Genomic DNA, 26,841 nt, shown 5'->3' on the forward strand with positions numbered 1-26,841 from the left:
CCGCCGCTGCGGCCAGGCTTGGCACGGCCAAGACTCATTCGATCAAGACCGATTTGATCGAGGCTTGATGGAGGCTTGGACGACCGAGACCTGTCTCCGCCGTCCTCGCCGGCTTCCGGAGCTCTTCCCAGACGTACGATCCGGCCTCGGCGTCCCGCCGGGAACGAGGCCGCACGAGGACATTCATGGCTATTGATCCCAACAACCTCGCCGGCACTGCCACGCTGACCTTCTCGGACGAGTTCCGCGGTCAGACGCTCGACACGGCCAAGTGGGGGACAGGTTATCCCTGGGGCGCCGCCAACGGCAGCACCAACACCTCCCAGGGCGAAGCGGAATGGTACGTCAACGCCGATTACGCCCCGACCGCCAATCTCCAGACCTACACGGTCCATGACGGTGTCCTGGACATCAAGGAGGCTCCCGCCGACGCGGCGACCCAGTCGCTGGTCAACGGCTACCACTACACCTCCGGGATGGTGAACTCGGAGAAGTCGTTCAGCCAGACCTACGGCTACTTCGAGATGCGGGCCGACATTCCGGCCGGCCAGGGCATGTGGCCGGCCTTCTGGCTGCTGCAGGAGGGCGGTGCGTGGCCGCCCGAGCTCGACGTCATGGAGGTCGTGGGCTCCTCGCCGAACTCGCTCGTGACCACCGTGCACTGGGACCAGAACGGGCATCAGTTCGTGAACAAGGCCACCGAGGTGCCGGGGCTGTCGAGCGGGGGCATGCACACCTACGGCGTCGACTGGCAGCCGGACACGATCACCTGGTACCTCGACGGCAAGCAGGTCTACGAGGCGCCGACCCCGGCGGACATGCACCAGCCGATGTACATGCTGGCCAACCTCGCGGCGGGCGGCCAGTGGGCCGGGCAGCCGGACGGCAGCACGAACCACATGCTGATCGACTACGTCCGGGCCTATTCCGAGATGCCCGGCGGCGGCACGCCTCCGCCGGCCGACACGACCGGCTCCGCGTCCCAGTCCACCGCCACGGCGGCGCTCGCGCCATCGTCGGCCGTCGATCCGGTCGCGGCCCCGGCTGCGGCCGGGCAGGCCGCGGCCCCGGTGCATGCGGACCTTCCCTGGACGGCCGATCCCACCCACACCGTCACCGCGTCGGCGGGGACGGCCCTGTCCGGCGGTGCCGGCAACGACCTGCTCGTCGGCAGCTGGGGCACCGTCTCGATGGCGGGCGGGTCGGGCGACGACACCTACATGGTCGCCAATCCCGCGACCAAGGTGTCCGAGGCGGCGAATGGCGGCGTTGACCTCGTGCGCACCACCCTGACGAGCTACACCCTGCCGGACCACGTCGAGAACCTGCAGCTCAACGGCAGCGGACCGCAGACCGGCACTGGCAATGCCGGCAACAACAACATCCTGGCCTCGGCCTGGAACGAGGCCCACCTGTCCGGCGGGGCCGGCGACGATACGCTGGTGGCCAAGCACGGGCCGGCGACCCTGACCGGGGGCGCGGGGGCGGACAGCTTCCGCTTCGACGAGTTGCCGTGGCAGGCCGGCCACGTTACCGACTTCCAGCCCGGCACCGACACGCTCGACCTGCGCAACCTGCTCAAGTCGACCGGCTATGCGGGCACCGACCCGCTCGCCGACCACCACCTGACGCTGACGCAGAACGGTGCCGGGGGAACGGACGTCGCCTTCGACGCCGGGGGCAGCGGTCCCGTCCCGCTGACCACGATCGACCACGTCCTGCCCTCGCAGCTCCATCACGGAGACTGGATGTTCGCCTGAGCGCGCGCGCAGGCGGAACGAGGCCCGGCGCGGGACACCGCGCCGGGCCGGCACGGGGCCTGGCGGACCGAGCGGACCCGGGGCTTTGTCCCATCCGGGGGATGCCGTCGCCCTCATCCCGACAAACGGGCGCGATTCGGGGGCCTGTCCGTCCGGTGAAGCCGTCATCGCGGTGGACGTGTCATCTGCGCTCCCGTCCCGGGCGGCGAAGGGCCGGGGATCGGCGATCGCGCTCCACCGGAGGGGGCTGGCCTCGAGGTAGGACGCCCCGGCAGGCCGGGCGCCATCCGAAACCCCCGGTCGCGGGGGGGGTGATCGCGAATCGACTAGTCCCTCGGGATGAGGCCGGGAACGGGGCTGGCCCTTCGGCCTCCAACTCGAACGCGGACCGAAACGGAAGGGCCGTCGCTCGCCTCGTCGCCTGAGCGAAGGGGAGCAGGGTCCGGCGCGCGACCCGCGAGGATCGGACATCCGGCCAGCCATCGCCCGCCTTCGCGGCGCGACGCCGTGCGCGCCCGAACTACCGCTTCAGCATAGATTGCGAATTGCCGCCATCCTGGCCCTATTGGCCCCATCGGCATGCGTCAGGGGCCGGAATACAGGAAATCCCTTAAGAAGATCTGAATCGGTCTTCGGCATCCCGCGGGAACGTTCTGTACAGTGCCAAGCGTGGACAGAGTGCGGCGGCTTCGCCGGCCGCACACTCCCCGCGCCGTACGACCGGGTGTCCGCATTCCTTCGGCGGCGGGCGCTCCCTGACCTCTCCGGATACCGGGAGGACATCGGATGAACGAGCAATCGGCGCACACGAAGATCGATCGCCATCGGATAACCAAGGCGGACCTGCTCGGGAGTCCGGCGCCGGTCGGCCTGATCGGCCCGCCGGCGAGCCCGACCTCCCATCAGCTCGCCCAAGGAGCGAAGCGGGCGCTCGACGTCTGCGGGGCGGCCTGCCTGCTGGTCCTGCTCTCGCCGCTCTTCCTCGTGATCGCGGCGCTGGTCTCGCTCGACGGCGGTAGCGTCTTCTACGGCCACCGCCGCATCGGCCAGGGGGGACGCAGCTTCGACTGCCTCAAGTTCCGCACCATGATCCCCGGCGCCGCGGAATGCCTCACCGAGTACCTCTCCTATCATCCGCACGCCAACGACGAGTGGTGCCTGAGCCAGAAGCTCGACCGCGATCCGCGCGTGACGCCGATCGGCGCCGTCCTGCGACGGTGGAGCCTCGACGAGCTGCCGCAGCTCGTGAACGTGCTGCGGGGGGAGATGAGCCTCGTGGGGCCGCGGCCGGTGACGCGCCCGGAATTGACGCGGTACGGGCCGGTCGCCCGCCTCTATACCGGCGTCGTGCCGGGCATGACCGGCCTGTGGCAGGTCAGCGGGCGCAACGACCTCGGCTACGACAGCCGCGTCGCCCTCGACCGTGTATATATCGAGGGCTGGAGCCTGCGCCTCGACCTCTGGATCCTTCTCGCCACGCCGCGGGCGGTGCTGCGCCGCTGCGGCGCCAAGTGAGGGGGCCCGTCATGCCGGCTCCCCTCCCCGCCGCCCTGCCGGGGCGGCCCGGCGTCAGCGTGCTGATGTCCACCTATGCCCGCGAGACCGCAGCCAATCTCGAGGCCTCGCTGGACAGCCTCTGGGCGCAGACCGTGCTGCCCGACCAGGTGGTGCTCGTCCTCGACGGTCCGGTCGGCGACGACCAGGAGGCGGTCGTCGCCCGCCACGCGGCCGGCCCTCACGCCGCCCGGCTCGACGTCCTCCGCCTGCCCGACAACGTCGGCCTCGCCCACGCCCTCAATGCCGGGCTCGCGCGCTGCACCGGCGACTACACGGCCCGGATGGACAGCGACGACCTCTGCCTGCCCGACCGGATCGAATTGCAGACCCGCTGCGCGATGCAGACGCCGGACAGCGACTTCCTCTGTTCGTGGAACGACGAGTTCTTCGACGGCGGCGGGCCGGTGCGCCTCAAGGTCGCCCCGGTGACGCACGAGGCGCTGATCGCCGCGCTGCGGTGGCGCAACGTCATCCAGCACTCGACGATCTTCGTGCGCACGGACTCCCTGCGCGCGGTCGGCGGCTACCGGGCCAAGTACGGACTGCTAGAGGATTACGACCTGTTCGTGCGCCTCGCCCTGCGCGGAGCCCGCTTCCGGGTCATCCCGAAGGTGCTGGTGCATATCCGGGCCAGCCTCGACCAGCGCCGGCGCCGCGGCGGGCTGCGCTACGCCCTCAACGAGGTCCGGTTCCGGCTCGACTGCCGGCGCGCCGGCTTCCTCGACACCCGGCAGTTCCTCGTGATCACCGCGCTCTACACGGTGTTCCGGCTGATCTCGGGCGGGCTGCGCAACAGGCTCTACGCCCTGGCGCGGACCTGACCGCTCCCCCGTCGACCCGATAGGAAGGGGCCATCCCCGTGGACGATCTGACATCGCGCCGCCTCCCGCCGGTCGGGCAGACCATCCGCTTCATGCCGGGCGACCTGCTGAGGCGCGAGGCGCACGTCGACGCCGCCGTCCTGCGGCGCTTCGTGACCGGCTTCTTCCTCGTCCTGTGCGTGGCGGTAGCGGCCTGGCCCGTCCTGCCGCGCCGCTTCGAGGCGATCGGCAGCGTCATCCTGCGCCCGACCGACCGGGAGGGACAGTCCGACTCGGCGCTCGCCATGCGCCAGCCGCTCGACGACAACGCCGTGCAGTCCGAGATGGACCTCGTCTCGGCGACCTCGGTGATCGACGCCGTCATCGAGCGCCACGCCGTCGCCGCCGATCCGGAATTCGCCACCCCGTCCCTGCTCGCGGACCTCGCCCACCGGACCGGCTGGACGCCCGGCCCGGTGGCGCCGACGCAGGCCGACCTGCGGGAGCGGGTCCGGCGTCACCTCGTTGTCGCGCGCGATCGGCGCTCCTACACGGTGCGGGTCGGCTTCTGGTCCGCGGACCCGGCCAAGGCCCACGCCGTCGCGCAGACGCTGGTGTCGGCTTACCTGGACGACCAAGTCACGCGCAAGCGCCAGGCGGCCGAGTCGCTGTTTCAGTGGCTCGAGCTGCGCGTCGCCCTGCTGCGCACCAAGGAGCAGGACAGCGCACAGTCCGTCGAGGACTTCATGGCGCGCTCCGGCCTCGTCGATCGCGGCGACCAGATCTCGCTGGACGCGCAGCTCGTCACCCTCAGCCAGGAGGCGGCGCTCGCCAAGGCGCGGTCGATCGAGCTGACGACGCGGGCCGCCACGCTGGCGACCCTGCAGGCGTCGAACGGCCTCGACGGCGCGCCGGAGGTGCTGGCCTCCACCACGATCCAGGCGCTCAAGCAGAGCCTCAGCGCGGCCCTCGGCCGGACGGTGGTGATGTCGCCCGAGCAGCGGGCCATCACCGAGCAGATCGCCGCCGAGTCGAGCCGCATCGTCCGCAGCGCCACCGCCGAGGGCGAGAACTGGAGCCGGCGCGAGGCCGCGCTCCAGGCGCAGATTCGCGCCATCCGCGCCGCGCTGACCGAGCGGCAGAAGGCCACGATGGTGCTGGAGCGCCTGCAGCAGGAGGCCGCCAACGACCGCACGGCGCTGTCCGACGCCCTCACCCGGCTGAAGGGGCAGACCGCCAGCGGCGGGGCGCAACGCACCGACGTCGAGGTGGTGTCGCGCCCCGAGATGCCGCGGGCGGCCGCCTTCCCCAGCCTGCCGCTCTACGCTCTCGGGACCCTGCTGGCCGCCTGCCTGGCGGGCGCGGCGCTGAACGGGCGCCTGCTGCTGGGATGGGGCCGCCGCTTCCTCGAACTCTGAGTGCCGCCCCGTCTCCATCCGCCGCCCAGAGGATCGCCATGCCGCTCACGCGCCTCGACCGAAATCCGATCTCGCCGGCCCGCTCGGCCGTCTCCGCCCTGATGGTCGTGCGCAACGAGGCGATCCGGCTGCCCCACGTCTTCGAGCATCACCGCAAGCTCGGGGTCGATCGGTTCTTCGTCGTCGACAACGGGTCCACCGACGGCGGTCGCGACTGGCTGCTCGCCCAGCCCGACTGCCACGTCTTCACGACGCAGGACAGCTTTCGCGAGGCCGGCTGCGGCATGGACTGGATCAACGCGCTCCTGGCCCTGCTGACGGTCGGCAGCTGGTGCCTGTTCGTCGATGCCGACGAGCTCCTGGTCTACCCGTTCTGCGAGACCCTGCGGCTGCCCCGGTTCTGCGCGCTGCTCGATGCGATGGGGAGCGAGGGCGTCGAGACGCTGATGCTCGACATGTACAGCCACGGGCCGGTCCGGCAGGCGCACTACACCGCCGGCCTGCCGTTCCTGAGCGTCTGCCCGCATTTCGACCGGACCTACGCGCGCCGTCGCCGCCCGGGATCGCGCACCGCCCCGGTCGCGTATGTCGGCGGCCCGCGCCTGCGGGTGTTCTACCCAGAGTTCATGGAGGTCGGCCCGGCCGGGCTGCTGGCACGCCGGGCGTGGCGGATGCTGCGCCTGCATCCGCTCGGCGAGCGGCTCGGCCTCTCGCGCCTGCCCTGGGGCCGGGCCCTGCCGCCGGAGCTGCGCAAGGTCGCGCTTCTCAAGGTGCGGCCGGGCCTGCACTGGACCGGCAACCACGCCACGACGCCGTTCCGGCCCGCCCCCGTGACCGCCGCCCTGCTCCACTTCAAGTTCTTCTCCGACTTCCACGCCCGCGCCGTTGTCGAGGCGCGGCGCGGCCAGCACTGGGACGGCGCGGCCGAGTACGCCCGCTACTGCGCCATCGCCGAGGCCCGGCCGGACCTGAGCTTCTTTTATCAAGGCAGCGACACGTACCGCTCCTCCGCCCAGCTCCTCGCCCTCGGCCATCTCCAGGCCCCCCCGGGCTTCCCGGAAGCCGTCGCGGCCGAGCCCGTGGCGATGCCGGGTGCCCTGCCGCGGAGAGCGAGTCGGTGAGCGCGGATCTCGACTGCGTCGAGCTGCCCCGGTCCGCCGTGCTCCGGAGCGTGCGGCGGCGGATCGGCCTGTCCTTCCTCGCGCGACCGTCCGCCTACGCGGTCGGCGTCTGCCTCATCAGCCTGCTCAGCATGGTCACCACCCTGATCGTGCCGCGGCTCCTCGATCCGGTCGCCTTTGGGTCCTTCGCCCTGCTCGGGACGCTGTTCCAGTACGCGGCGCGCGCCGATCTCGGCCTGTCGCAGCTCGCCGACCGGGACCTGGCGCGGGCCGGTGCGACCGATGCCGGGGCCGCGGCCGCCCGCGGGGTCGAGCTGCTGCGGGCCTCCTGGGCCCTGGGCCTCTTGGCCATCGTGATCCTCACGCCGCTGGCCGTCGCGGGCGCCGTGGCGAGCGGACGGTTCGCGCCCGGGGATGCGGCCTTGGCGGTGGTCGCGGGCGTGCTCGGCATGGTCGCCCACGCCCCGACCTCGCTCTATCGGGCCACCAGCCAGCACTGGGATTTCGCCCTGCTCGCCCTGCTCCAGCAGGCCAGCCTCACGGCGCCCCGGCTGGCCGGCCTGCTGATCGGCGGCGTGACCGGGTGCTTTGCCGCCCTCCTTCTCTGCTCGGGGCTGCTCGCGCTCGCCTTCGCGCATCCCGGTCATGCCCTCGCCTGGCGGCTCCCCGTAGTCCTCCCGATGGTGCGGGCCGCCCTTCCGCTGTTCGTCTTCAACGGCTTCTGGCTCATCGCCGTCACGGCCAACCGGTGGATCGCGGCGCTCCTGTCGGCTCCCGACCAGCTCGGCCTCTTCGCCTTCGGGGCGAACCTCGCGCTGGTCGGGCTGACGATCGTCGGCGCCGTCGCGCAGGTACGCTACCCCAAGCTCCTCGGCGCCATGGCCCGTGCGCCGGAGGGACGGAGCGACCTCCTGGCGGGCGAGCTCCGGCGGGTGAGCCTCGTCCTGGCCCCCGGCGCGCTCGCGGCGATTCCCGTCACGGCGCCGCTGATCGCGCTGCTGTTTCCCGGCTACGAGGGGGCGGCGGGCGCGACCGTCTGGCTCGCCCTCGCCTGCCTGCCGCTGGGGACGGTCGCCTGGGTCGTCCCGATGGCCCTGGTGCTGACCGACGCGCCGCTGCGCGAGGCGGTGCGGGTGTTCGGGCCGACGCTCGTCCTCCTCGCCGCGGCGATGACGGCTGGGGACGCGCTCGCCGGCATCGCCGGCCAGGGCCTGGCCTGCGCGGGCACCGGCCTGTTCCTGTTCGTCGGCCTCGCCGGGATCTTCCGGCGCGCCGGCATCCTGTCGCCGCAGGCCGCGCGGCGCGCCGTCGCCACCCAGGCGGTGCTGCTCGGCCTCCTCGCGCTGGCGGCCGCCCTCTGGCTGCACGGCGCCGCACCCGGCGCGACAGGCTCCATCCCGGTCCCGAGCGGCGAGGCATCACGATGAGCACAGGCAGGCGACCCGACGCCGCGGCGTCGGAGGGCGGGCCCCGCGCGGGTCGAGGTCGGAGCCCCGGCAAAGCCGGGGCGACGCGGTCCCGGGGTCCCCGTATCGCGGTCGCGGTCGGCCTCTGGGCCGCCCTGCTGCCGCTCGCGAGCGGCCGGGCCCTGGCCGAGTATCGCCTCGGGACCGGCGACATCGTCGAGGTCGCGATCTTCGGCATGGCCGATTACCGCCGCCGCGTCACCGTCAACATCGACGGCACCGTCTCGCTGCCCTTCCTCGGGGAGGCGAAGGCCGCCGGCCTCAGCCTGGCGGATCTGCGCAAGGCGGTGACGACCGGGCTCGAGGCCAGCGGTACCGTGCGCAATCCGGACGTGACGGTGGAGCTCGTCGAGCACCGCCCGTTCTACATCAGCGGCGACGTCGCGCGCCCCGGCGCCCAGCCCTACCGACCCGGCATGACGGTGCGCCACGCGGTGGCGGTGGCGGGCGGCTACGATGCGCTGCGCTTCCGCGCCGAGAACCCGCTTCTCGCGGCTCCCGAGATGCAGAGCCAGTACGATTCGCACTGGGTCGAGTTCGTCCGCCGCAAGGCGCGGGTCCTGAGCCTCCAGGCCGAGATCGACGAGGGCGACACCGTCGATCTCGCCGTCCTGCGACAGGCGCCGGTCGATCCCCGGGTCATCGATCAGATCGCCAGCCTCGAGACCCGCGACCTCGTCACCCGGGCAGCCAACTTCCGCAAGGAGCGCCAGGCGATCCAGGCGCTGGTCGCCCAGACGAAGACGTCGGTGGCCGGCCTGGAACGGTCGCTGCGCGAGAGCCAGGCGACCGTGGAGCAGCAGGTCCAGTCGATCGAGCGGACCGCGGGCAACGCCGCCCGCGGCCTGTCGCCGACCTACCGCCTGGAGGAGGAGCGGCGCGCGGTGGCCCTGCTCAAGGGCCAGCAGACCGACGCGACCTCGCGCCTGGCGCAGGCCCGGCGCGAGCTGGCCGAATTGGAACGCCGCCTCGACCGCACGGTCGACGAGCACCGCTCCGCGCTGCTCCAGAACCTCCAGGCGACGGTGGTGGAGATGGAGCGGGAGCGCGCGCAGGTACGCTCGGCCGGGGAGCGCCTGCTCTATACCGGTGCCCTGAAGGCGCAGCTGCGCGGCACGGGCCGCGCCCCGGACATCGTGATCCACCGCAAGGGCGCGGACGGGACCGTCCGCCTCGCCGTCGAGGAGGGAACCGAGATTCAGCCGGACGACGTGATCGAGGTCGTGATCCGGCCCGATCAGCTCGTCGTCGGCGCCAGGGCGGGAGCGCTCGCCGATGCCGCGCGCTGACGCATCGGTCCGCCGGGCGGCCGCCGCCGAATTTCGGAACGCCGCCGGCGCGGCGCACGGGCGAGGTGCCGGAGCGCGGTCCCGGCAGCCCTCCTGCGCCCCTCGCGGAACGGTGACGGGGCGGGACCGGTGATGCGCCGCGCGGCCTCCATCCTCGACCGGAGCACCGTCCTGATCCCGCTGCTCGTCGGTGCGGGATGGGCCGGCAGCGTCGCCCTCGAGCCCCGGCTGGGACCGGCGGTCTACGCCGCGCCCGCGCTGGCCGCCGTCCTCACCGTCCTGGCGGTCGCCCTCGCCGGGGCCGCGGCGGCGCGCCCCGTGGGCGTCGCGATCCTGCTCGTGGTCGTGCTCGCCGGCCTGACCATCGCGTTCGACCAGCGGCAGGAGGGCGAGGTCGGCCTGACGCCGCAGAACTTCCTCAAGCTGGTGGTGTGGCTGTTCCTCGCCCTCGTGAGTTTGCTCCAGGCCCGCCGCTTCCTCTGGATGCTGCGCGATCCCGTGCTGGCGCTGGCGGGCCTGCACGTCCTCGTCGCCCTGGTCTCGGCCGCCTGGTCGCTTGCGCCGCTCTACACCCTCGTCAACGGGATCGGCCTGGTCGGCTATCTCGGCCTCGCCTGCCTCGTCGCCGTCCGTCTCCCGGAGCGGACGGCGCTCCGGGTGACGACCGGCAGCCTGTTCGCCCTCATCGGAGGCGGCCTCGTGATCGGGACCCTCCTGCCGGATCTCGGCTGGATCCCGCCCTCGCACGGCGAGCCGCAATGGCGCTTCCAGGGCCTGTCCGGCCAGCCCAACGTCTATGCGCAGCAGGCCGGCTACCTCTTGACACTCGCGCTCTGCGCCCGCCGCGAGCGGCACCTGAGCCGGGGCGCCGTCCTCGCCTGCCTCGTGGTGGCGATCGTCGCGATCCTGCTCTCGAACAGCCGCACCACCCTGCTGGCCTGCCTGCTCGCCTGGGCGCTGGTCGGGCTGCGCGAGCGCGGGCGCCTGCGCGCTCTGGCGATCCCGGTCGGCGTCGCGGCGGCGCTCGCCCTCCTGGCCGGCTCGCTCGGCGGCGGCACGGGGCTCGACGGGCTCTTTGGCGGCCTCACCCGCAGCGGATCTGCCAGCGAGCTGACGACGCTGACCGGGCGGACCGAGATCTGGTCGGTCGCCGCTGACCTGATCTCGCAGCGCCCGCTCCTCGGCTGGGGCTACAACGGCACCGAGCAGCTCATCGCCGACAGCGTGCCGACGACCTTCTACGGCAGTCACGTCAACACCCACAACATGAGCGTGCAGCTCGTGCTCGGCCTCGGCTTCCTCGGCGCGCTGCCCGGTCTGGGCTTCGTGGCGGGCCTGCTCTGGCGGCTCCTGCGCTCGCCCGACCCGACCCGCGATCAGGTGACGCTGCTGATGGTCGTCTCCGGGCTGAGCGAGGCGCCGATCTTCATCATGCCGGCGCTGCAGAACCTCGTCGTGTTCGCCGTGCTGGCGCGCGACGCGGCCTGGCGGGTGCCCCATCCCACCCCCCGGCCTCCCCAGGAAGGCGCAGCGCCATGAGACCATCCCCCCGGCATCGGGCGGCCGCCGCGCTCGCCCTGCTCGCCCTGCTCGCCGGCGCGCCGCTCCCGGCCCGGGGCGAGGACCCGTCGGGCCCGCCATCCGGCTGGCGGCTCGCCTTTGAGGAGCGCTTCGACGACCTGGGGACCTCCGTGCTGGCGCCGGGCCGCTTCGCCTTTGCCTATCCCGACGGCTGGCGGACCAACCGCGGCAACCGGGAGCTCGAATACTACGTCGATCCGCGGCCGGAACACGAGATGGCGCCCCTGGCCGGCGCGACCCCGTTCGCGGTCGCCGACGGCGTGCTCGCGATCCGGGCCTGGCCGCTCTCCGTCCCCGAGCGCCGCGCGAGCCAGGGTCTTCCCTACGCCTCGGGCATGCTGACGACGCACGGCAGCTTCGCGTTCCGCTACGGCTACGCCGAGATCCGCGCCCGGATGCCGCCCGGGCGCGGCCTGTGGCCGGCCTTCTGGCTGCTCGCCCAGAAGGGCGGATGGCCGCCGGAGATCGACGTGCTCGAGGTCTACGGCGACCGCCCGACCACCCTGGACGTCACGGTGCATACCGGCGAGGGCGGGAGCCACCGGCAGGTCCAGCGGAAGGTGCCGGTGCCCGACCTCTCGCAGGCGTTCCACGTCTACGCGGTGACCTGGACGGCCCAGAGCATCGTCTGGTCCTTCGACGGCGCGCCGGTCTTCGAGATGGCGACGCCCGCCGACCTGCACCAGCCGATGTTCCTCCTCGTCAACCTCGCGGTGGGCGGCACCTGGACCGGCAGCCCCGACGCGACGACGCCGTTCCCGGCGCGCTTCGAGATCGACCGCATCCGCGTCTTCGTTCCGCCGGGCGAGCCGCAGGAGACGCGGCGATGAGCGGGGCCGACGCCGCCGCGCGGGCGGAGCGGGACCGGGAGGCTCTGCGCCCCACCCGCTACATCCCGACGCTCGACGGGCTGCGGGCGGTGGCCGTGCTGCTCGTCGTGGCCTCGCACGCGGCGCCCGCGCACCTCGTCCCCGGCGGGTTCGGCGTGACCCTGTTCTTCTTCATCAGCGGCTACCTGCTGACCGGCCAGCTGGCCGAGGAGCATCGCCGCACCGGCCGGATCGACTTCCGCGGCTTCTACCTGCGGCGCATGCTGCGGCTGCTGCCGGCCGGGCTCGCCTTCGTCGCCGTCTCCGGCCTCGTCTTCCTGGCCCTCGGCGGGTCGCTCGGCGCCGCCGAATGGGTCTCGGCCCTCCTCTACGGGGCGAACTACTTCGACATCTTCGCCGGCTACCGCTCGGACCTGGCGGTCGCGGGCCCGCACGGCGCCGTGGCGGTGGCCCACCCCTTCAGCATCCTGTGGTCGCTCGCCGTCGAGGAGCACTTCTACCTCCTCTGGCCGGTCGCCCTGTTCGCGCTGCTGCGGGCCGGCGGATGGCGGGCGGCCGTCGCGCTGCTGGTGCTCCTCTGCCTCGTCGAGCCGGTCTGGCGCGCCGTCCTCCACGCGATCTGCCACGGCCCGCTGCCCGGGTCCGGATGCGGGATGGTGCCGGAGATCCGCATCTACGCCGCGACCGACACGCGCTTCGACTCCCTCGCCTACGGGGCGCTCGCCGCCCTGCTCGCCGTCCAGACCGAGACGCGGCGGTTCCTGCCGCTCCTGCACGCCCGCGGCGCGCAGGCGGCGGCGCTCGGCCTGATCGCGGCGGGCTTCCTCGTGCGCGACGAGACCTTCCGCGAGGTCCTTCGCTACACGGTCCAGGGGCTCGCCTTCCTGATCGCGGTTCCCGCCCTCCTCGTCGGCCCGTCCCGCCTGCGCCGCCTGCTCGAGGGGAGGATTCCGGTCCTCATCGGCCGCCTCAGCTACTCGATCTACCTCTGGCACTGGCTGGCCGGAATGATCGCCACCTACGGCTTCGCGCGGTCCCCGATCCTCCGGATCGTCGTCTATGTCGGGTTGACGGCGCTGCTGTCCTCGGTCAGCTGGCTGGCGATCGAGCGCCCGATGCTGAGGCTGCGGCGCCGGGCGGGCTCGACGGCCCCGTCGCGGGACACCGGAGCGGTCGTGCCGGGCGCGGCCCACGCTCCCGCCGCCGTTTCGGTGGCGCCCCGGGCGTGAGGGCTCCTCGAGGCCGCTCGGTCGCGGTCGCTGGCGAAAGACCCGTCACCGCGTCGGGCCGCGATCGTCCCGGGGTTACCGGCCGCCCGTGCCCGTCACCATTCCGGACCTGACCGTCCGGCCGCCCGTGGCCGCCCGGCGGGCGAGAGCCGCCACCCTGCCCCGCAAAGAGCCTCGATCGACTCGGCCCGAAAGACCGGTCGGGTCATGGCTCTCTCAGCGTCAGTCCTGATCGGCCATGAAACCCTGCGCCCGCTTGTAGGCGATCCGGATCATCCCCGCGTGCCACGGATCGCTCGCATCCAGATCTTCCCAAGCAGGGAAGGACGGGATGCGCCTGCGGGTGAGCTCGTGGAGTTCGCGAGCGATGACGTCGCGCCGCTCGGGGTCGGCAGAAGGGCAGGTCGTCGCTGCGCCAAAGAAGCGCCTCCGTCGGGCTCGCATGCGCCGAGCCGCCCGCCTCAGCCCTGATGCCGCGCCAGCGACGCAGGCCAATACCCGGGCGGGTGCGGGGGCAAGGTCGATGGTGCGTGTCATGGCGCCTCCAGTCCCTCCCGACGTGTCTCGATGTCCTCCGGATCGGCGGCTCGCCCGCCCGGTACCCCGTTCGCTTCCGAATGGTGTCTCTCTCGTCACCCCGATCGCAAACGATCGGGGTCCTTTACCGGAACTGGTGCTTTGCCATTCTACTTTCAATAGCAAGATTTCCGAGCCGATTTGCGGTCGTAATTCTGACATATAATGTGTGATTCATAAAAAAGCCTCGGTGATCGGAGGTTTTCTTGTGGCAATCGTCGATCGTTTCCAGCCTCCATCATGCCCGATGGAGGCTGCGAGACGTGCGCATGCTCGGACGGCTCGGATGGAGAGTGCGATGCCCAGATTCTTCTTCGACATCCGTGACGGGGGAGTCGCGATGACGTCGGTGTCGAGTGCAGGAATATCGAGGAAACCTGCCGCCACGCGAAGCGCACCCTGCCGGCGATGGCGCTCGACTCCATCCCGCGAGATGGGGACCGCCACACGATCACGGTGATGGTCACCAACGACGATCGTCGGACCGTCTACGCCGCCACCCTGACATTTTCAGGACTGCTGATAGACCGGTGAGCGTGGGGGGGCGCTCTCGGACGGCTCGGGTCACAGCCGCCTGGCCTCGCCCTGCTTCAGCCGAAGGGCTCGCGCGACCTTCCTGGAGAGGGTGCCGGCAAGCTCAACATGCACGTCACGCGGCATTATCTGCCGCACCGCCTCGACCGCAACGTGCGGCGACGGGGCGGGAATACCATAGACGGCAACACTTTACTCATCCTCTCCCTCGCTGGACGAAAGCTGCCGACATGCAGGCAAATAACGTTATTTCTCAGTCATACTCATGGAATGACCACGGAATTCGGGGTGGCGAGTGGGGCTGATTGCGCCGGCGTGACGAGGCACGTGTCCAGGCCGATACCCGCCTGCGGGTCCTTCCCATCTCGAGGCCGATCGCGCCGGACATCCGGCACATCGCCCGCGCTGCCCAACGCCTCGTGGGTCGGCAGGCACGACCGCCGTGGCCGGCCCCGGGCCCGTCGGCAACGTCCCTGCCGCCGAAGACAACCCACGCCCTCATCCGCGCGGGGCGGTGCTTGGGCAGGATCTGCGATGGGAGCGGCCCAAGCCCCGCGTCGGACGACCCTCGCACCAAGTCCATGCCGCCCGCCGCACGGCATCAAGTCTCGAAACGGGTCTTAGTTGATAACTTACGTCCGCCGAGAGAGGTGCAGATAATTCGAATTGAAGCTGCAAAAATCCTGCAGCCGCGCCGCGTTTGGAATGTTCAATCGTTTTTGCTTGAGATCGACCAGACCCAGACTGCGCAGATGCTGCAGCGTGCGGTTGGTGTGGACGATCGAGAGGCCGAGAATATCGGCGAGATGGGCCTGCGTCAGCGGCATGACGCACTCGGTTCGGGTGGCCAACCCGACGACCTGCAAGCGCAGCAGCAGCTCGCAGAAGAGATGCGCCATCCGCTGGTCCGCCCCACGTTGCCCGAGATTCGTCAACCACTCGCGCAGAATCCCCTGATCCACCAGCGTCGCCCAGCAGAGCGCCTGCGCGATGCGGGGATGGTTGCCGGTCAGGTCGACGATGGTGCCCCGCGGAATCTCCACGATCTCGCAGGCCGTCAGGGCGGCGATGGAATGGTCCATGCGGCTCAGGATGGCGGCGTGCAGGTCGCACGTGTCTCCCGGCACGAGCAGGCCGAGGATGTGGCGCTGGCCGCCGGCCAGGATCTTGTAGCGGCAGGCGAAGCCCTGGGTGACGAGGAAGACGCTCTCGGGGCGATCGCCCTCCCGGATCAGGTCGACGTGGGAGGATACGACCTTCCGCTGGCTCGTCACCGCCGCCAGCGTCGTCCGGTCGGCATCCGTCAGGCTCGCGCCGCGTTCGAGCTTTGCGATCAGGGCGTGGGGGTCGGAGCGCGGGACGTCCGCGGCTGCGTCCTCGACCGGCCGCCGCGGTAATGGGTCGGTCACGTTGCGCTCCCCGGATGCGGCAAGACCATCTGGCTCACCGTCTCAGCCGCTGCCGCAGCCAGCGGGTCGCCGCTTCCGGCGTGTGGAAGGTGGGTGCCCGCAGGCCGGCGAGGCGGCCGAATCCCGCTTCGAGGAACCAGCCGTGGATCTGCTCGTGGCCGGGCGTATCGAGCCGCACGAGCACCCCAACCAGCAGACCGTTGGCCATCACGAGCAAACCCTCACGATCGTCGCTGCCCGTGTCGACGCCGATCGGTTGAAGCACGACAAGAGTCTCGACGTTGTGCGTGAGAGTCATCCCGAGCCCCGTCGGCCGACGCTCGGCCATGGGATGCGGCGGCGCGCGCCCCACCGTGTGTTCTTCAGGTGCAGGTAATTCGGGTTGTAGCCGCACAGGGCTTTCAGCCGCGGCACGTCCAAGATGGTCAGGGTCCGGCGCTTGAGCGCGATCAAGCCGAGCGAGCGAAGGTCGCGCAGCGTGCGATGCACGTGCACGTTCGACAGGCCCATCGTGTCGGCGATGTCGATTTGGGTGAACGGGAAGCTGAAGCTGTTGTCTGTCACGCGACCCACGGCCTCCAGGCGGAGCAGAAGCTCGCAGATGAGATGGGCGATCCGCAGGTTGGCGGGGCGGCCTCCGACGTTGACGAGCCACTCGCGCAGGACCGCCTCGTCGACGAGGGCGCACCACATCAGGGCCTGCGTGACCCGGGGATGGTCGTCCGTGATCTCGACGATGGCCTGCCTCGGGATGTCCACGACCTGGCATGCCGAGATCGTACCGATGTTGTGATCCATCTGGTCGAGGATGAAGACGTTCAGGTCGCAGAAGTCACCGGGCACGAGATAGGCCATGATCTGACGCTGCCCGTCCGGCAGAACCTTGTAGCGGCAAGCGTAGCCGTCGAGGATCAGGTGGACGCTGTTCGGCGGATCGCCCTCGCTGATCAGATCGGTGCGCGCGGGCACTTTTCGAATGCGGAGCGTCAAGGCACTCAATGCCTTGCGATCCGCTTCGGTCAATTCTTCGAAGCTCTCAAGCTTTCGGATCAGTGCGTCCTGCATCGGCTACATCAGTCAGAGAGATGCGACAATATATGTCGCAAATCCGACCTCCGCCCAGTCTTATGATTGTTTTCTTGCGATCGACGGCGATTAAGATCATAAAGGGGGTGTCGCTTGCAGATGCAACCCGGCGCAAGCGGTGAGGGTACTTGGCTCCCGCCCCCCAACGAGGTCGGGATCGTGTCCGTCCAGAGAGCCTGCCACAACCGTCTGCTGACGGCGCTTCCGCCCGCGGATTTTGCGCGGCTCCAGCCTCACCTGATGACGGTGCCGTTACGCATAGGGGAAGTCCTGATGGCGCCGGGCGTTCCGATCCGGCACATCCTCTTCATCGAGGACGGTATCCTCTCGGTGGTCGCGACGGCGTCGGACGAACGACAGATCGATCTGGCGCTGATCGGACGGGAGGGCCTCCTCGGCCTGCCGGTCCTCATGGGCACGGATCGTAGCGTGCACGAGGGACGGGTCCAGGCGAGTGGCTACGCCTGGTGCCTCGACGCGGACGCGATGCGCGAGATCCTCGCGTGCAGCCCCGACCTGCAGGCCTTCCTGCTGCGCTACGCCTACTCGGTGACCGTGCAGATCGCCGGCACGGCGCTCGCCAACACCCGCTACAAGGTGGACCAGCGCCTCGCACGCTGGCTGCTGATGTGCCACGACCGCACCAGGGGCGACGAGTTGCCCACGACGCATCGCTTCCTGTCGCTGATGCTCGGGATCAACCGGCCGGGCCTGACGACGGCGCTGTCGGCGTTCGAGCAGACCGGCATGATCCGGACAGAGCGCGGCGCCATCGCAATCCTCGACCGCGCCGCGCTGCTCGCGAAGGCCGGTGCCTGCTACGGCGGCCCGGAGGCCGAGTACGAGCGCCTCCTCGCCGTAGGGCGCCCGGTCTCCCCTTAGGCGCCGCCCGCAGCCTCGCGGCCGGTCGGTGGCCGCCTCGCCGGCGGCGGCGCAGGTGGGCCAGGAAGAACCGCATCATCTCGCGGTTGACCTCGGAACCGGACGGATGGCCGCCGGCCCAGGCGTGCCCCGCGCCGTGCAGGATCCACTGCTCGGAGGTCCAGGCTCCGGCCGGCTCCGTGAGGACGGTGTGTAGATCAGCACCGAAGCGGATCCCCACGAAATATAATGCCTAAATCAGTGATCAATCATAAAAAGTACTTCGGGAGAGGTCCCGCTCGGCGCCGAGCGGAACGCGTCCTGGAGCATATCTTCGGTCTATCCTCATGGTTTTACTTCTGATTCAGCATGGGTCCCAATTCGACGTTGATCCACACGCCGAATTGGCTCCATGGACATCATAAGCGGAATATCAAATCAAAATCGAGGGGTATATTGCATTATAAACAAAATAATAACTAATCGAAATATTCTTATCAATATGATAGAAATATATTTTTTCGTATAGAGCTATAAATTGTTCGCAATTTCTACAATACATTCAAATATTGTGTTTCAATTTAGCTCGAAGCCGTAGTTCTGTGTTAGTCAATTATATTTTGGCTGATATAAATGAACGAATGCTTCGAACAAGAATCGCGTTATTGAATGGTTTGTCGTGAAAAACGCCACGAGCCGGAATGGTCGCTAATGCCGGCTTGACTGCTCCCGTGAGGATCAGTGCGATCGGCGGCCGGCGATCACGGATCAGCCCGGCCAGCTTGGGACCCATCATCGATCCGCGCACGTCCAGATCCGCTATGACCACCCGGATGTCCGTGCACTCCTCCAGAATGCGGATTGCCTTGGAAGCCGTCGGTGCCTCGACGACTTCACAGCCCGCCTCCTCAATGAGGTCCGACAGGGTCATCATCAGGATAGGCTCGCCTTCGATCAGAAGCACGATCGGCCGGCGCTGGTCGCCCAGCGTTGTCATGGATTCCCCTTGAGAGAACCCGTCACCGCCCGGATCACGACGCTATCACCTGTGAGCTGGGCGCGCGAAATTCTACGTCGAGCCCCAGCGAGGTATAGCTCAACTGAGTGTCACGGGTTCCCACGAGCCCGATTTGGATCAGTCGTGTCCCGGACCCGCGGCGTGCCGGTGCCTGCGCCGGCGGCCCACCGCGTTCCTTCCAGGTGAGCACGGCCGACCGTTCGTCGTCATCCTCGATCCGCCAAGCCACGCTGACCGTTCCCGCTTCCGTCGAGAGTGCGCCGTACTTCATCGCGTTGGTGGTCAGCTCGTGCAGCAGCATGGACAGCGATAGCGTTGCCGGCGGCGCGAGAGCGAGGTCCGGTCCATCGGTCTGGAAGCGCTCAAGGGGGGCCTGCAGGGTCAGCACTCGCTCGACGACGGCACGGATCGACGCGGCCGCCCAGCTATCTTGAAGGAGCACGTCGTGCGCCTGGGACAGGGCGATGAGGCGCTGCGTGAACGCCTGGACCGGGGCCTGGTCCGGCACGCCGCGCAGGGTCTGGGCGGCGATGCCCTGGACCATCGACAGGGTGTTCTTGAGCCGGTGCGACAGCTCACCATTGAGCAGCGCCTGCTGCGCCTCCGCCTGCACGCGCGCCACCGCAACCTGGATCCGGTCGGTGACCGTCCGCACGAAGGCCAGATCCTCGGCCGAGAAGGCGCGGGGACGATCCGAGTTGATGAAGCCGATCCCGACGAGGCGCCCGCGCTCCATCACGGGCACGTTGACCAGCGTCCGCGCACCGATCGCGAGCAGCGCCGCGGCGCTCTCCTGGGTGCGTGGGTCGCGTGCCGTGTCCTCGATCAGGACGGTCGCACCGCGTTGCAGATCCTCGATGTATGACCCGTACTCGCGGAAGTGGTGCAGTCCCGCGACCGAGGCGACTCCCGGAGCGCACCAATCGGTCGGGACGTCGACGGTCTCGCGCGTGACGTCGACCAATCCGTACCCGGCGCGGTCTGCGTCGAGCACCCGCGCCACGATCCCGGCCGCCTCGTGGACGATGGAGGGCACGGTGCCGAGGTCGCGGAGCTGGTCGCCTAGCTCGACCAGTGCCGCCTGTCGCGCTTCCGCAGATCGACGGCCTGTCACGTCGCTCGCCGCTCCGAACCACTCGACGATCTCGCCGCGTTCATCGAGGAGCGGCACGGCGCGCAAGAGCATCCAGCTGAAGCTTCCGTCGGCCTGCCGCATCCGGTGCTCGAGCTCGAACGTGCCTTTGCGCCGGATCGCGTCCTGGATCGCCGCCATCACCTGCGGGCGATCGGCGGGATCGATGGAGAGGTCGAGCCAGCGCACGCCCGGCGCGCCGGTGTCGGCGAGGACGCCTGCACCGTCGAGCCGGCGCATCTCCTGCCAATCCGGGCTCATCCGGTAGACCAACTGCGCACCCGCCGTCACGAGCGCTCTCAGGCGGCTCTCGCTCGCGGCCAGCGCGGCCTGGGCCGCGCGTCGCTCCTCGATGTCGAGGATGACGCCGGGAAAGCTCAGCGGTGTGCCGTCCGGGCCGCGATCGACGTGGCCGTTGGCCTCGATCCAGTAGAATCGGCCATCGGCGCGGCGCACCCGGTACTGATGGGCGTAGGCGCCGCCCCGCGCCACCACCTCCTCGATGGCGGCGGCGAGCCCCGCCTGGTCGTCGGGATGGACCGTGGCGACGATCTGCTCCAGCGGGATCCCCTCCCGGCCCAAGCCCGGATCGAGCCCGAAGGCGCGTGCGAAGCCCTCGTAGACGGTGAACCGGTCCGAAGGCAGATCCCAGTTCCAGGTGCCGATGATCGCCCCGGCCGCCAGCGCCAACTGGACGCGCTGGACGCTCTCCCGAGCCAGTGCCTCGCTGGCGTGCAGGGCGTCCTGCACCTTGCGGCGCTCGGTGACGTCCCGCACGGTGCCGAACATGCCGACGACGATCCCATGCTCGTCACGGGTGAAGCTCGCCCGACGTGCGATCCAGCGCAGTTCATCGTCGTGCGCGCGGTGGATGCGGTACTCGACGTCCAACGCCGATCTGCCATTCCTGCGGCTCTCGTCGCTGGACCGCACGGAGGCATCCTCGGCCAGCACCAGCGCCTCGAAGGTCGCGGCCGAGTAGCGTGGCGCGATCGGCACGCCGTAGAGGCGGCAGAACTCGGCCGAGACCTGCATCATGCCGGAGGCGACGATCAGCTCGAACGTGCCCACGCCCCCGGCCTCCTGAGCGAAGCGAGAGCGCTCGTCGCTGATCCGCAGGGACACGTTCTGCGCTTCGCTCACTGCGGCGCGTGCGAGCGTGGAGGCCTGCGCCTCGGCCTTCTCGATCGCTTCGGCCCTGTCGCGGGCCATCGATCGCCGCGCCTCGAGCAGGAGGGCGACTTGCCGGGCCAGGGAGCGCAGGTCGTCGCCCTGATCCGGGGTGAGCCCTTCGGGGCGGGGAACAGTATCGATGACGCACAGCGAGCCGACGACCGTGCCGCCGGTCAGACGCAGGGGCGCTCCGGCGTAGAAACGAATATGCGGCTCGTGCGTGACGAGGGGGTTCGGTGCCGTGCGCGGGTCGGTGGTGAGGTCCGGGATGACGAGGAGGTCGGGCTCGGTGAGCGCGAACCTGCAGACCGAGTGGTCGAGGTCGGTCTCGCAGCGTGGAAAGCCGATACTGGCCTTGAACCACTGACGGTCGGCAGTCACAAGGCTGACGAGGGCGACCGGTGCCGAGCAAAGACGCGCGGCAAGGCGCACCGCGTCATCGAATCCCTGCTCGGCGGCGGTATCCAGGATGTCCAATGCCTCTAGAGCCGCGAGACGCGTTGGATCGCCAACGGAGGATGGGTCGGGCAACCTGGTCAGCATCGGCGTCGGTTGGGGCGGGGAGCATGTCGCCTGCGCATCAGCCCCTCTTATCGGCTTTGGCTGTGTTTGACACGCTGGAACGACCGAAGCGGCGAACGCGGCCGGGAAAAGGTCCATCCGTGAACCCCTTCGCGACGTCCTCCTTCGAACATGGAGCAAGGCACAGCTGCATGCCTCGATGCCGGAATCCCCAACTTCCGCCGGAACGGGATCGTGTCACGCGAATGCCGCCCCGGGCGTGCCATGCGCTCGACGAGAGATTGCCGCTGATCCGCCCCCGCCTTCCAGGACCCAACGAACCCGGGGGGCAATGACGTCGACTGTCCCGGCAGCCTTCTTCCAGCATCAGCCGCCCGCCGCCGGCTCGGTGCCGCCGCCGTGAATCGCTGTCGTGACGTGGCAGAGGATGGTTCCGACGAAGTCGGCCGACCCGTGCTGCTGCATCTCGGCCGCCGTGGTGGTCCCCCCGCTCGGCGGCGGTCGGTGCGAGGGACTGCGGCTTCGAGAACGTGCGTTTGCTGGCCCCGAGATGCCGGCGTGCCTGTTGGGCTGCCGCCGCCCGGAGATCACCCCGATGCCGATCTGCGTCAGACAGGCGCGCGCCTCGGCGACAATAGTGGTCTCGCTCTTGCTCATGATCGACGGCGCGGCGTTGCACGTTGCTCTCAAAAGCAATCCGCTTCGATGCCGCAAATCTTCAGCTTTCTCGCGCCATCATGATTGCACATCTCTGATCAAGGCACTGCGAGCCGCCATTCACCGTCCGGCTGGCCTCCCTCCGACCTTCCGTGCCACCGTGGTCACCACCGAAAGCCCGGATCGGCCCTGGTTCCATATAAGTGCTCAATGGTCGACCTCCGCATCCATCACCGAACAGCATACCGCTATCGGTGTCCGGTTGGTCTGGGACCGCACCGGCTGATGTTGCGGCCGCGCGAAAGCCGCGACCTGAGGCTGGTGTCGAGCCACCTGACCGTGACGCCGGACGCAACGGTTCGCAGGGCCTACGACGTAGCCGGGAATGCCGTGGCGACCGCCACTCTCATCACGCCAGCCGAGGAACTGGTCATCGACAGCGTCGCCCGCGTCGAACTTTTCGCGACAGCCTATCCGGTCTTCGAGATCGCGGCCGCGGCCGGGGCGTTCCCCTTCCGGTACTCCGACGACGAATGGACCGACCTCGGGGCACTGACGCTTCGGCAATACCCCGGCGAGGACGACCTGCGAGCGTGGACTCAGGATTTCGTCGCGGGCTGCCCGACGGACACCCTTTCGCTGCCGAAGGATATCAATGCCGGCGCGGGCAATATCTTCCATCAAGCCCGCGAGGACGAGGACACGCAGTCTCCAAGTCAGACCTTGTCTTGGGTCCTTGGGTCTTGTCGGGATCTTGCCACGCTCTTTATCGAGGCAGTCCGCAGCCTCGGCTTTGGTGCCAGGCTCGTCTCGGGCGACCTCCATGATCCCACGCGCACCCTGCTCGGCTCCGCTGATGCCGGATCAACCCACGCCTGGGCCGAAGTCTACCTGCCCGGCGCGGGCTGGATCACCTTTGTTCCGACCAATCGCGCCATGGGCGGGGCGAACCTGATCCCAGTCGCCGTGGTGCGCGATATCCGCCAAGCCATGCCCGTGAGCGGCAGCTTCATTGGGCCTGCCGACGCCTTGCTGGAAATGTCCGTCGCGGTCAGAGTGGTTGAGCGAGGAGCTAGGCGGGGAAGCTCGCCTTGGCGTTTAAGGCGCTCGATGCGAGCTGAGGCGGAGCGCAGACCGTACATGTTCAGGCAGTCGGTTAAACCCGAGTGCTTCGCCTCGAGCGTCAATCCTGCCGCCGCCAGTAGAAGCAGTGCAACGATCACGTAACCAGCTGGCTGCGGTGCTGATGGCAGACCTTCATAACTATATTGTAATAGAAATTGATACTATTGTATTTATTATTTCGCATAAACATATTATAAACTAAATAATGCGCATAGCAATAAATTAATGCATGGGATCCATTCGCTTTAATTCAAGAAATCTACCTGTCGCGAAAACTATCCATGCCTCTTTAGCCTGATCCCATGGATCGAAGGCGTCCTTCGTCGATGAAGTGCGAGATGCGCTCGGCACGATTGATGACGAGGCTGTAGGAGGTTCAGGGCATTCAGGCGCCGCGGTAAGTGCAGATGCGACCTTCGACTTCCTTACACAATCATCGCAGAGATTGAACGCTTGGACGCATCCTCCTGACGCTCGACACGTTATCATATACGGTGCCGGAGGAGGTTTCAATCCATGTCCAATCGACGAGAGTTATATCAGAGCCCTAGTGGAGATTGCTGGTATCTTGGACGCGAGCCGAGCAATGGCCGGGCTTTTATTATCCATCAGCCCAACAGTCCGTCGGGTGGCCGTCTCAGCCATATTGAGCTGGGAGATTTTTTGAGCAATGGAAGCGGAAAGCCTGAGCAACAGGCGCTGCTCCGCTTGATTGGCACACTTGTTGATGTCCCGCCGTATGCAGCCCGACCTTGATGGCAGGGCACTCGTGAAGAACATTAAGCAGGACTTACGCGACGCGGCTTGCTGTTTGTTTCACGAATACCTGTTTTAGGTGTGATGGTGAAGTCGTAGGTACTCCAAACAGCGTCTCACGTTCGGACAAGTGTTCAAGATCGAGGCGGTTCGACTGGTTCGGGAACGTGGTGTCAGTGTGGCGCAGGCCGCGCGCGACCTCAATGTTCACGAGACGATGCTACACCGGTGGGTGAAGCAGGCAGCGGCCGAGTCCCAACATGCTTTTCCTTGTCAGGGGCAGATGATGCCCTAGCAGATCGACATCGATCGCCTGTGCAAGGAGATTGCACATCTAAAGGAGGAGCGTGATATCCAAAAAAAGCCGCCGCATACTTTGCGAGGGACGCGATATGAAGTTCGCGCTCATCGCAAAGCATCGCGTTGTCTGGCCGGTTGCGTGGATGTGCGCGGCGTTGGGCGTGACACGCTTCGGCTTCCACGCTTGGCTCACCTGGCAGCCCGGCCAACGCACACGGGACGACAAAGCCATCGTGAGCAAGGCTCACGCGAGCTTCGTGGCCAGCGACCACACCTACGGCGCGAGGCGCGTCTGGCGCGACGTGCTTACCGAGGGCGTCTCGTGCGGGCTGCACCGCATCGAGCGGATCATGCGCGAGAATGCCTCGCGAGCGCGACCGCGCCGACGAGGGCTCCGAAGGACGAAAGTGAGCGAGCCGCTGCCTCGCCCAATCTCTTGGAGCGGCGGTTCGCGGCCGACGCTCCAAACCGAAAGTGGATCGCCGACTTCACCTCTATTTGGACCGCCGAGGGCTGGCTCTACGTTGCCACCGTCATCGATCTGTTCCCGGGCCGCGTCGTAGTGCACTTACTCAAACGGATGGCGCAGCGTTGCCATTGACGGCATCGCGGATGGCTCCGGCTGGCTTGGTCTGTCAAACGGCGTCGGAACGGGGCTCTGACGCAATATCGGTGCATGTGGGTTGATGGATCTCGGCTCTGGCCGTTGGAAATCCTGCCATGGCTCCCAGCCTGCACCCCGACGTGATTGCCCGGCCCGGCATCCTGGTCGATCGCGTGGAGCTTGCCGATCGCATCACCATCATCGCGCAGCCCGTAGCCGCGTCGGCCCTCTGAACTGCTCCGGGTTTTTCGTAGGCTGATTGGCTTGGGTCAGGCGGCCAGGGCTTGGTCGCTGACGTGAGCATGATAGCGCGCTTCGGCCTCGGCGGGAGGGACGTTGCCGATGGGCGCGAGGAGGCGACGGTGGTTGTACCAGTCGACCCACTCCAAGGTGGCGTACTCGACGGCCTCGGAGGAACGCCACGGGCCACGCCGGTGGATGACCTCCGCCTTGAACAAGCCGTTGATCGTCTCCGCCTAGGCGTTGTCGTACGTGTCGCCGACGCTGCCGACCGACGGCTCAATGCCCGCACCGACCAGGCGCTCGGTGTACCGTAGAGCCAAGTATTGCGAGCCGCGGTCCGAGTGGTGCACCAGGCCGCTGCCCTGACCAGGACGACGCTCGTGCAGGGCCTGCTCCAGAGCATCCAGAACGAAGCTCGCATGAGCGCTACGTGAGGCCCGCCAACCGACAATGCGCCGGGCGAACAAATCGATGACGAAGGCCACATAGACGAAGCCCGACCACGTCGCCACGTCGGTGAAGTCGCTCACCCACAGGGCATTCGGCCGGGGAGCCTTGAAGTGGCGGTTGACCCGATCGAGCGGGCAAGCTGAGGCCGGATCGGGGATCGTGGTGCGTACGGTCCTGCCACGCATCACCCCCGCCAAGCCCAATCGGCGCATCAGCCGCGCCACCGTGCATCGCGCGGCCACGATCCCCTCCCGGGCCAGTTGCCGCCAGATCTTCCGCACGCCGTAGACGCAGAAGTTAGCCTCGAACACGCGCTGGATCTCGATCATCAAGGCCGCGTCGCTGCGGGCACGAACCGTCTGCTTCTCGGGATCGGCGCGCCGGGCGGCATGCAGGTAGTAGGTTGACGGGGCGATCGGCAGCACCCTGCAGATCGGCCTCATCCTGAGGCTCTCGAAGGACGACCCCGTAGACCTCCCGATGATCGTCGATGAAGCTGATCATGGCCGCGACCGGCGGTCGAGCTCCGCCATGGCGAAATATGCGCTCGCCTTGCGCAAGATCTCGTTAGCTTGGCGCAGCTCACGGTTCTCTCGCTCCAGCGCCTTGATCCGCTCGCGCTCGTCCGTCGTCTGGCCGGGTCGCACACCTTGATCACGCTCGGACTGGCGCACCCAGTTCCGCAGCGTCTCGCCCGAGCAGCCGATCTTGGCCGCAATCGACTGGATCGCCGACCACTGCGAGCCGTGCTCGCCCTCGTGGTCGCGCACCATCCGCACCGCGCGCTCGCGCACCTCGGGGGAAAACGGGGCTGTTCGCTTCGTCATGGCTCCATCCTCCCAGAAGTTGGAGCCTCCGGGAAACCCGGGGCGGTTCACTCTGTCCTGGCTGCGATCAGCCCTCATCCCGCGTCCACAGCCGCTACACGCGAACCCTGGCGGACTTGCCCGTTGCCGGCAGGCAGGCCGTCATCAAGGTCGTCGTCCGCCGCTTCCGCTGTGCCGCAAGTGGCTGCCCGACTAGGATCTTCGCCTAACGGCTGGGTCCGGATCTCGCCGGCCCCTATGCCCGGCGCACCGCCCGGCTCAAGAGCATCGTGAATCACCTCGGTCTCGCGCTCGGCGGCAGACCTGCAGAGCGTCTCAGCCGCCGGCTCGTCGTCCCCGCCAGTCGCGATACGCTGCTGCGCAGCGTACGCCGGCATGCCGCGCGACCGGTAGAGGCGCCGCGCGTGATCGGCATCGACGACTGGGCGTTCCGCCGTGGACGGCGCTACGGCACCATCATCGTCGATCTGGAGCGGCGGCGCACCCTCGCCCTGCTGCCGGATCGCGAGAGCGGCAC

General features: G+C 68.7%; 19 protein-coding genes, 4 pseudogenes and 1 other annotated feature. Of the genes and pseudogenes, 15 read left to right on the forward strand and 8 right to left on the reverse strand.

From position 1 onward, the window contains the following. Nucleotides 1–185 precede the first annotated feature (185 nt). From BMX97_RS17030 to BMX97_RS17075, 10 genes are all read left to right on the forward strand, one after another. Nucleotides 186–1,760, forward strand: coding sequence for a family 16 glycosylhydrolase (locus BMX97_RS17030; protein ID WP_091752539.1), 1,575 nt, complete (start codon nt 186–188; stop codon nt 1,758–1,760). Nucleotides 1,761–2,546: 786 nt separating this feature from the next. Then, a complete protein-coding gene (locus tag BMX97_RS17035; RefSeq protein WP_091752540.1) occupies nt 2,547–3,275 on the forward strand; it encodes a sugar transferase in 729 nt (242 codons plus the stop codon). Between the two features lie 11 nt (nt 3,276–3,286). Then, nucleotides 3,287–4,138, forward strand: a complete 852-nt coding sequence (locus BMX97_RS17040) for a glycosyltransferase (RefSeq protein ID WP_091752541.1) — start codon at nt 3,287–3,289, stop codon at nt 4,136–4,138. A 38-nt stretch (nt 4,139–4,176) separates the two neighbouring features. Beyond that, entirely contained in the window at nt 4,177–5,535 is a 1,359-nt protein-coding gene (locus tag BMX97_RS17045; RefSeq protein ID WP_091752542.1) for a GumC family protein, read from the forward strand. Nucleotides 5,536–5,573: 38 nt separating this feature from the next. Further along, nucleotides 5,574–6,656: a glycosyltransferase family 2 protein gene (locus BMX97_RS17050; RefSeq protein WP_177202261.1), complete on the forward strand. Its 1,083-nt coding sequence runs from the start codon at nt 5,574–5,576 to the stop codon at nt 6,654–6,656. Further along, nucleotides 6,653–8,083 (forward strand): lipopolysaccharide biosynthesis protein, encoded by a 1,431-nt coding sequence (locus BMX97_RS17055; protein WP_091752544.1) that lies wholly within the window; start codon nt 6,653–6,655, stop codon nt 8,081–8,083. Before BMX97_RS17050 ends, BMX97_RS17055 begins: the two co-directional genes overlap by 4 nt. Then, a complete protein-coding gene (locus BMX97_RS17060) occupies nt 8,080–9,411 on the forward strand; it encodes a polysaccharide biosynthesis/export family protein (RefSeq protein ID WP_091752545.1) in 1,332 nt (443 codons plus the stop codon). The genes BMX97_RS17055 and BMX97_RS17060 overlap by 4 nt, the downstream gene beginning before the upstream one ends. 132 nt (nt 9,412–9,543) lie before the next feature. Beyond that, nucleotides 9,544–10,950: an O-antigen ligase family protein gene (locus BMX97_RS17065; RefSeq protein ID WP_091752546.1), complete on the forward strand. Its 1,407-nt coding sequence runs from the start codon at nt 9,544–9,546 to the stop codon at nt 10,948–10,950. Continuing rightward, complete coding sequence (locus BMX97_RS17070) at nt 10,947–11,822, forward strand: glycoside hydrolase family 16 protein (RefSeq protein WP_091752547.1); 876 nt, start codon at nt 10,947–10,949, stop codon at nt 11,820–11,822. Before BMX97_RS17065 ends, BMX97_RS17070 begins: the two co-directional genes overlap by 4 nt. Further along, complete coding sequence (locus tag BMX97_RS17075; protein WP_091752548.1) at nt 11,819–13,051, forward strand: acyltransferase family protein; 1,233 nt, start codon at nt 11,819–11,821, stop codon at nt 13,049–13,051. The genes BMX97_RS17070 and BMX97_RS17075 overlap by 4 nt, the downstream gene beginning before the upstream one ends. A 222-nt stretch (nt 13,052–13,273) precedes the next feature. On the opposite strand, the gene BMX97_RS17080 is transcribed toward BMX97_RS17075, so the two are convergent. From BMX97_RS17080 to BMX97_RS17095, 4 genes are all read right to left on the reverse strand, one after another. Beyond that, nucleotides 13,274–13,588, reverse strand: coding sequence for a hypothetical protein (locus tag BMX97_RS17080; protein WP_143074637.1), 315 nt, complete (start codon nt 13,586–13,588; stop codon nt 13,274–13,276). A 1,205-nt stretch (nt 13,589–14,793) separates the two neighbouring features. Beyond that, nucleotides 14,794–15,570: a Crp/Fnr family transcriptional regulator gene (locus tag BMX97_RS17085; RefSeq protein WP_091752550.1), complete on the reverse strand. Its 777-nt coding sequence runs from the start codon at nt 15,568–15,570 to the stop codon at nt 14,794–14,796. A 34-nt stretch (nt 15,571–15,604) separates the two neighbouring features. Next, a complete protein-coding gene (locus tag BMX97_RS17090) occupies nt 15,605–15,868 on the reverse strand; it encodes a hypothetical protein (protein ID WP_091752574.1) in 264 nt (87 codons plus the stop codon). Then, complete coding sequence (locus tag BMX97_RS17095; RefSeq protein WP_091752551.1) at nt 15,865–16,635, reverse strand: Crp/Fnr family transcriptional regulator; 771 nt, start codon at nt 16,633–16,635, stop codon at nt 15,865–15,867. Before BMX97_RS17095 ends, BMX97_RS17090 begins: the two co-directional genes overlap by 4 nt. A 261-nt stretch (nt 16,636–16,896) precedes the next feature. Between BMX97_RS17095 and BMX97_RS17100 the strand changes: the two genes are divergently transcribed. After that, nucleotides 16,897–17,538: a Crp/Fnr family transcriptional regulator gene (locus tag BMX97_RS17100; RefSeq protein WP_280142802.1), complete on the forward strand. Its 642-nt coding sequence runs from the start codon at nt 16,897–16,899 to the stop codon at nt 17,536–17,538. A 592-nt stretch (nt 17,539–18,130) separates the two neighbouring features. On the opposite strand, the gene BMX97_RS17105 is transcribed toward BMX97_RS17100, so the two are convergent. The 3 genes from BMX97_RS17105 to BMX97_RS17115 all read right to left on the reverse strand — a co-directional run bounded on the left by BMX97_RS17105 (nt 18,131) and on the right by BMX97_RS17115 (nt 22,019). Further along, on the reverse strand, nt 18,131–18,514 hold the full coding sequence (locus tag BMX97_RS17105) for a response regulator (RefSeq protein WP_091752553.1): 384 nt from the start codon (nt 18,512–18,514) through the stop codon (nt 18,131–18,133). A 34-nt stretch (nt 18,515–18,548) separates the two neighbouring features. Next, nucleotides 18,549–21,317, reverse strand: a complete 2,769-nt coding sequence (locus BMX97_RS17110) for a PAS domain-containing protein (RefSeq protein WP_177202263.1) — start codon at nt 21,315–21,317, stop codon at nt 18,549–18,551. Nucleotides 21,318–21,728: 411 nt separating this feature from the next. Continuing rightward, nucleotides 21,729–22,019: a hypothetical protein gene (locus BMX97_RS17115; protein WP_091752555.1), complete on the reverse strand. Its 291-nt coding sequence runs from the start codon at nt 22,017–22,019 to the stop codon at nt 21,729–21,731. Here BMX97_RS17115 and BMX97_RS32920 point away from each other — a divergent pair. The 3 genes and pseudogenes from BMX97_RS32920 to BMX97_RS17130 form a co-directional block, all read left to right on the forward strand. Further along, a complete protein-coding gene (locus BMX97_RS32920; protein ID WP_177202250.1) occupies nt 21,958–22,305 on the forward strand; it encodes a hypothetical protein in 348 nt (115 codons plus the stop codon). The genes BMX97_RS17115 and BMX97_RS32920 overlap by 62 nt on opposite strands. Beyond that, nucleotides 22,230–23,078, forward strand: a pseudogene (locus tag BMX97_RS17120) (transglutaminase N-terminal domain-containing protein); the annotation flags it as partial. The gene BMX97_RS32920 and the pseudogene BMX97_RS17120, both read left to right, overlap by 76 nt. Before the next feature lie 943 nt (nt 23,079–24,021). After that, nucleotides 24,022–24,762, forward strand: a pseudogene (locus BMX97_RS17130) (IS3 family transposase); the annotation flags it as partial. A 311-nt stretch (nt 24,763–25,073) separates the two neighbouring features. On the opposite strand, the pseudogene BMX97_RS17135 reads toward BMX97_RS17130, so the two are convergent. After that, a pseudogene (locus BMX97_RS17135) lies at nt 25,074–26,324 on the reverse strand (IS3 family transposase). Then, nucleotides 25,905–26,043 (reverse strand) — a sequence feature (AL1L pseudoknot). It overlaps the preceding pseudogene by 139 nt. Nucleotides 26,325–26,371: 47 nt before the next feature. Between BMX97_RS17135 and BMX97_RS17140 the strand changes: the two are divergent. Next, nucleotides 26,372–26,841: pseudogene (locus tag BMX97_RS17140) on the forward strand (transposase family protein); the annotation flags it as partial.

The sequence above is a fragment of the Methylobacterium sp. ap11 genome, assembly GCF_900110515.1.
In the GTDB taxonomy this organism is placed as follows: Bacteria; Pseudomonadota; Alphaproteobacteria; order Rhizobiales; family Beijerinckiaceae; genus Methylobacterium; species Methylobacterium ajmalii.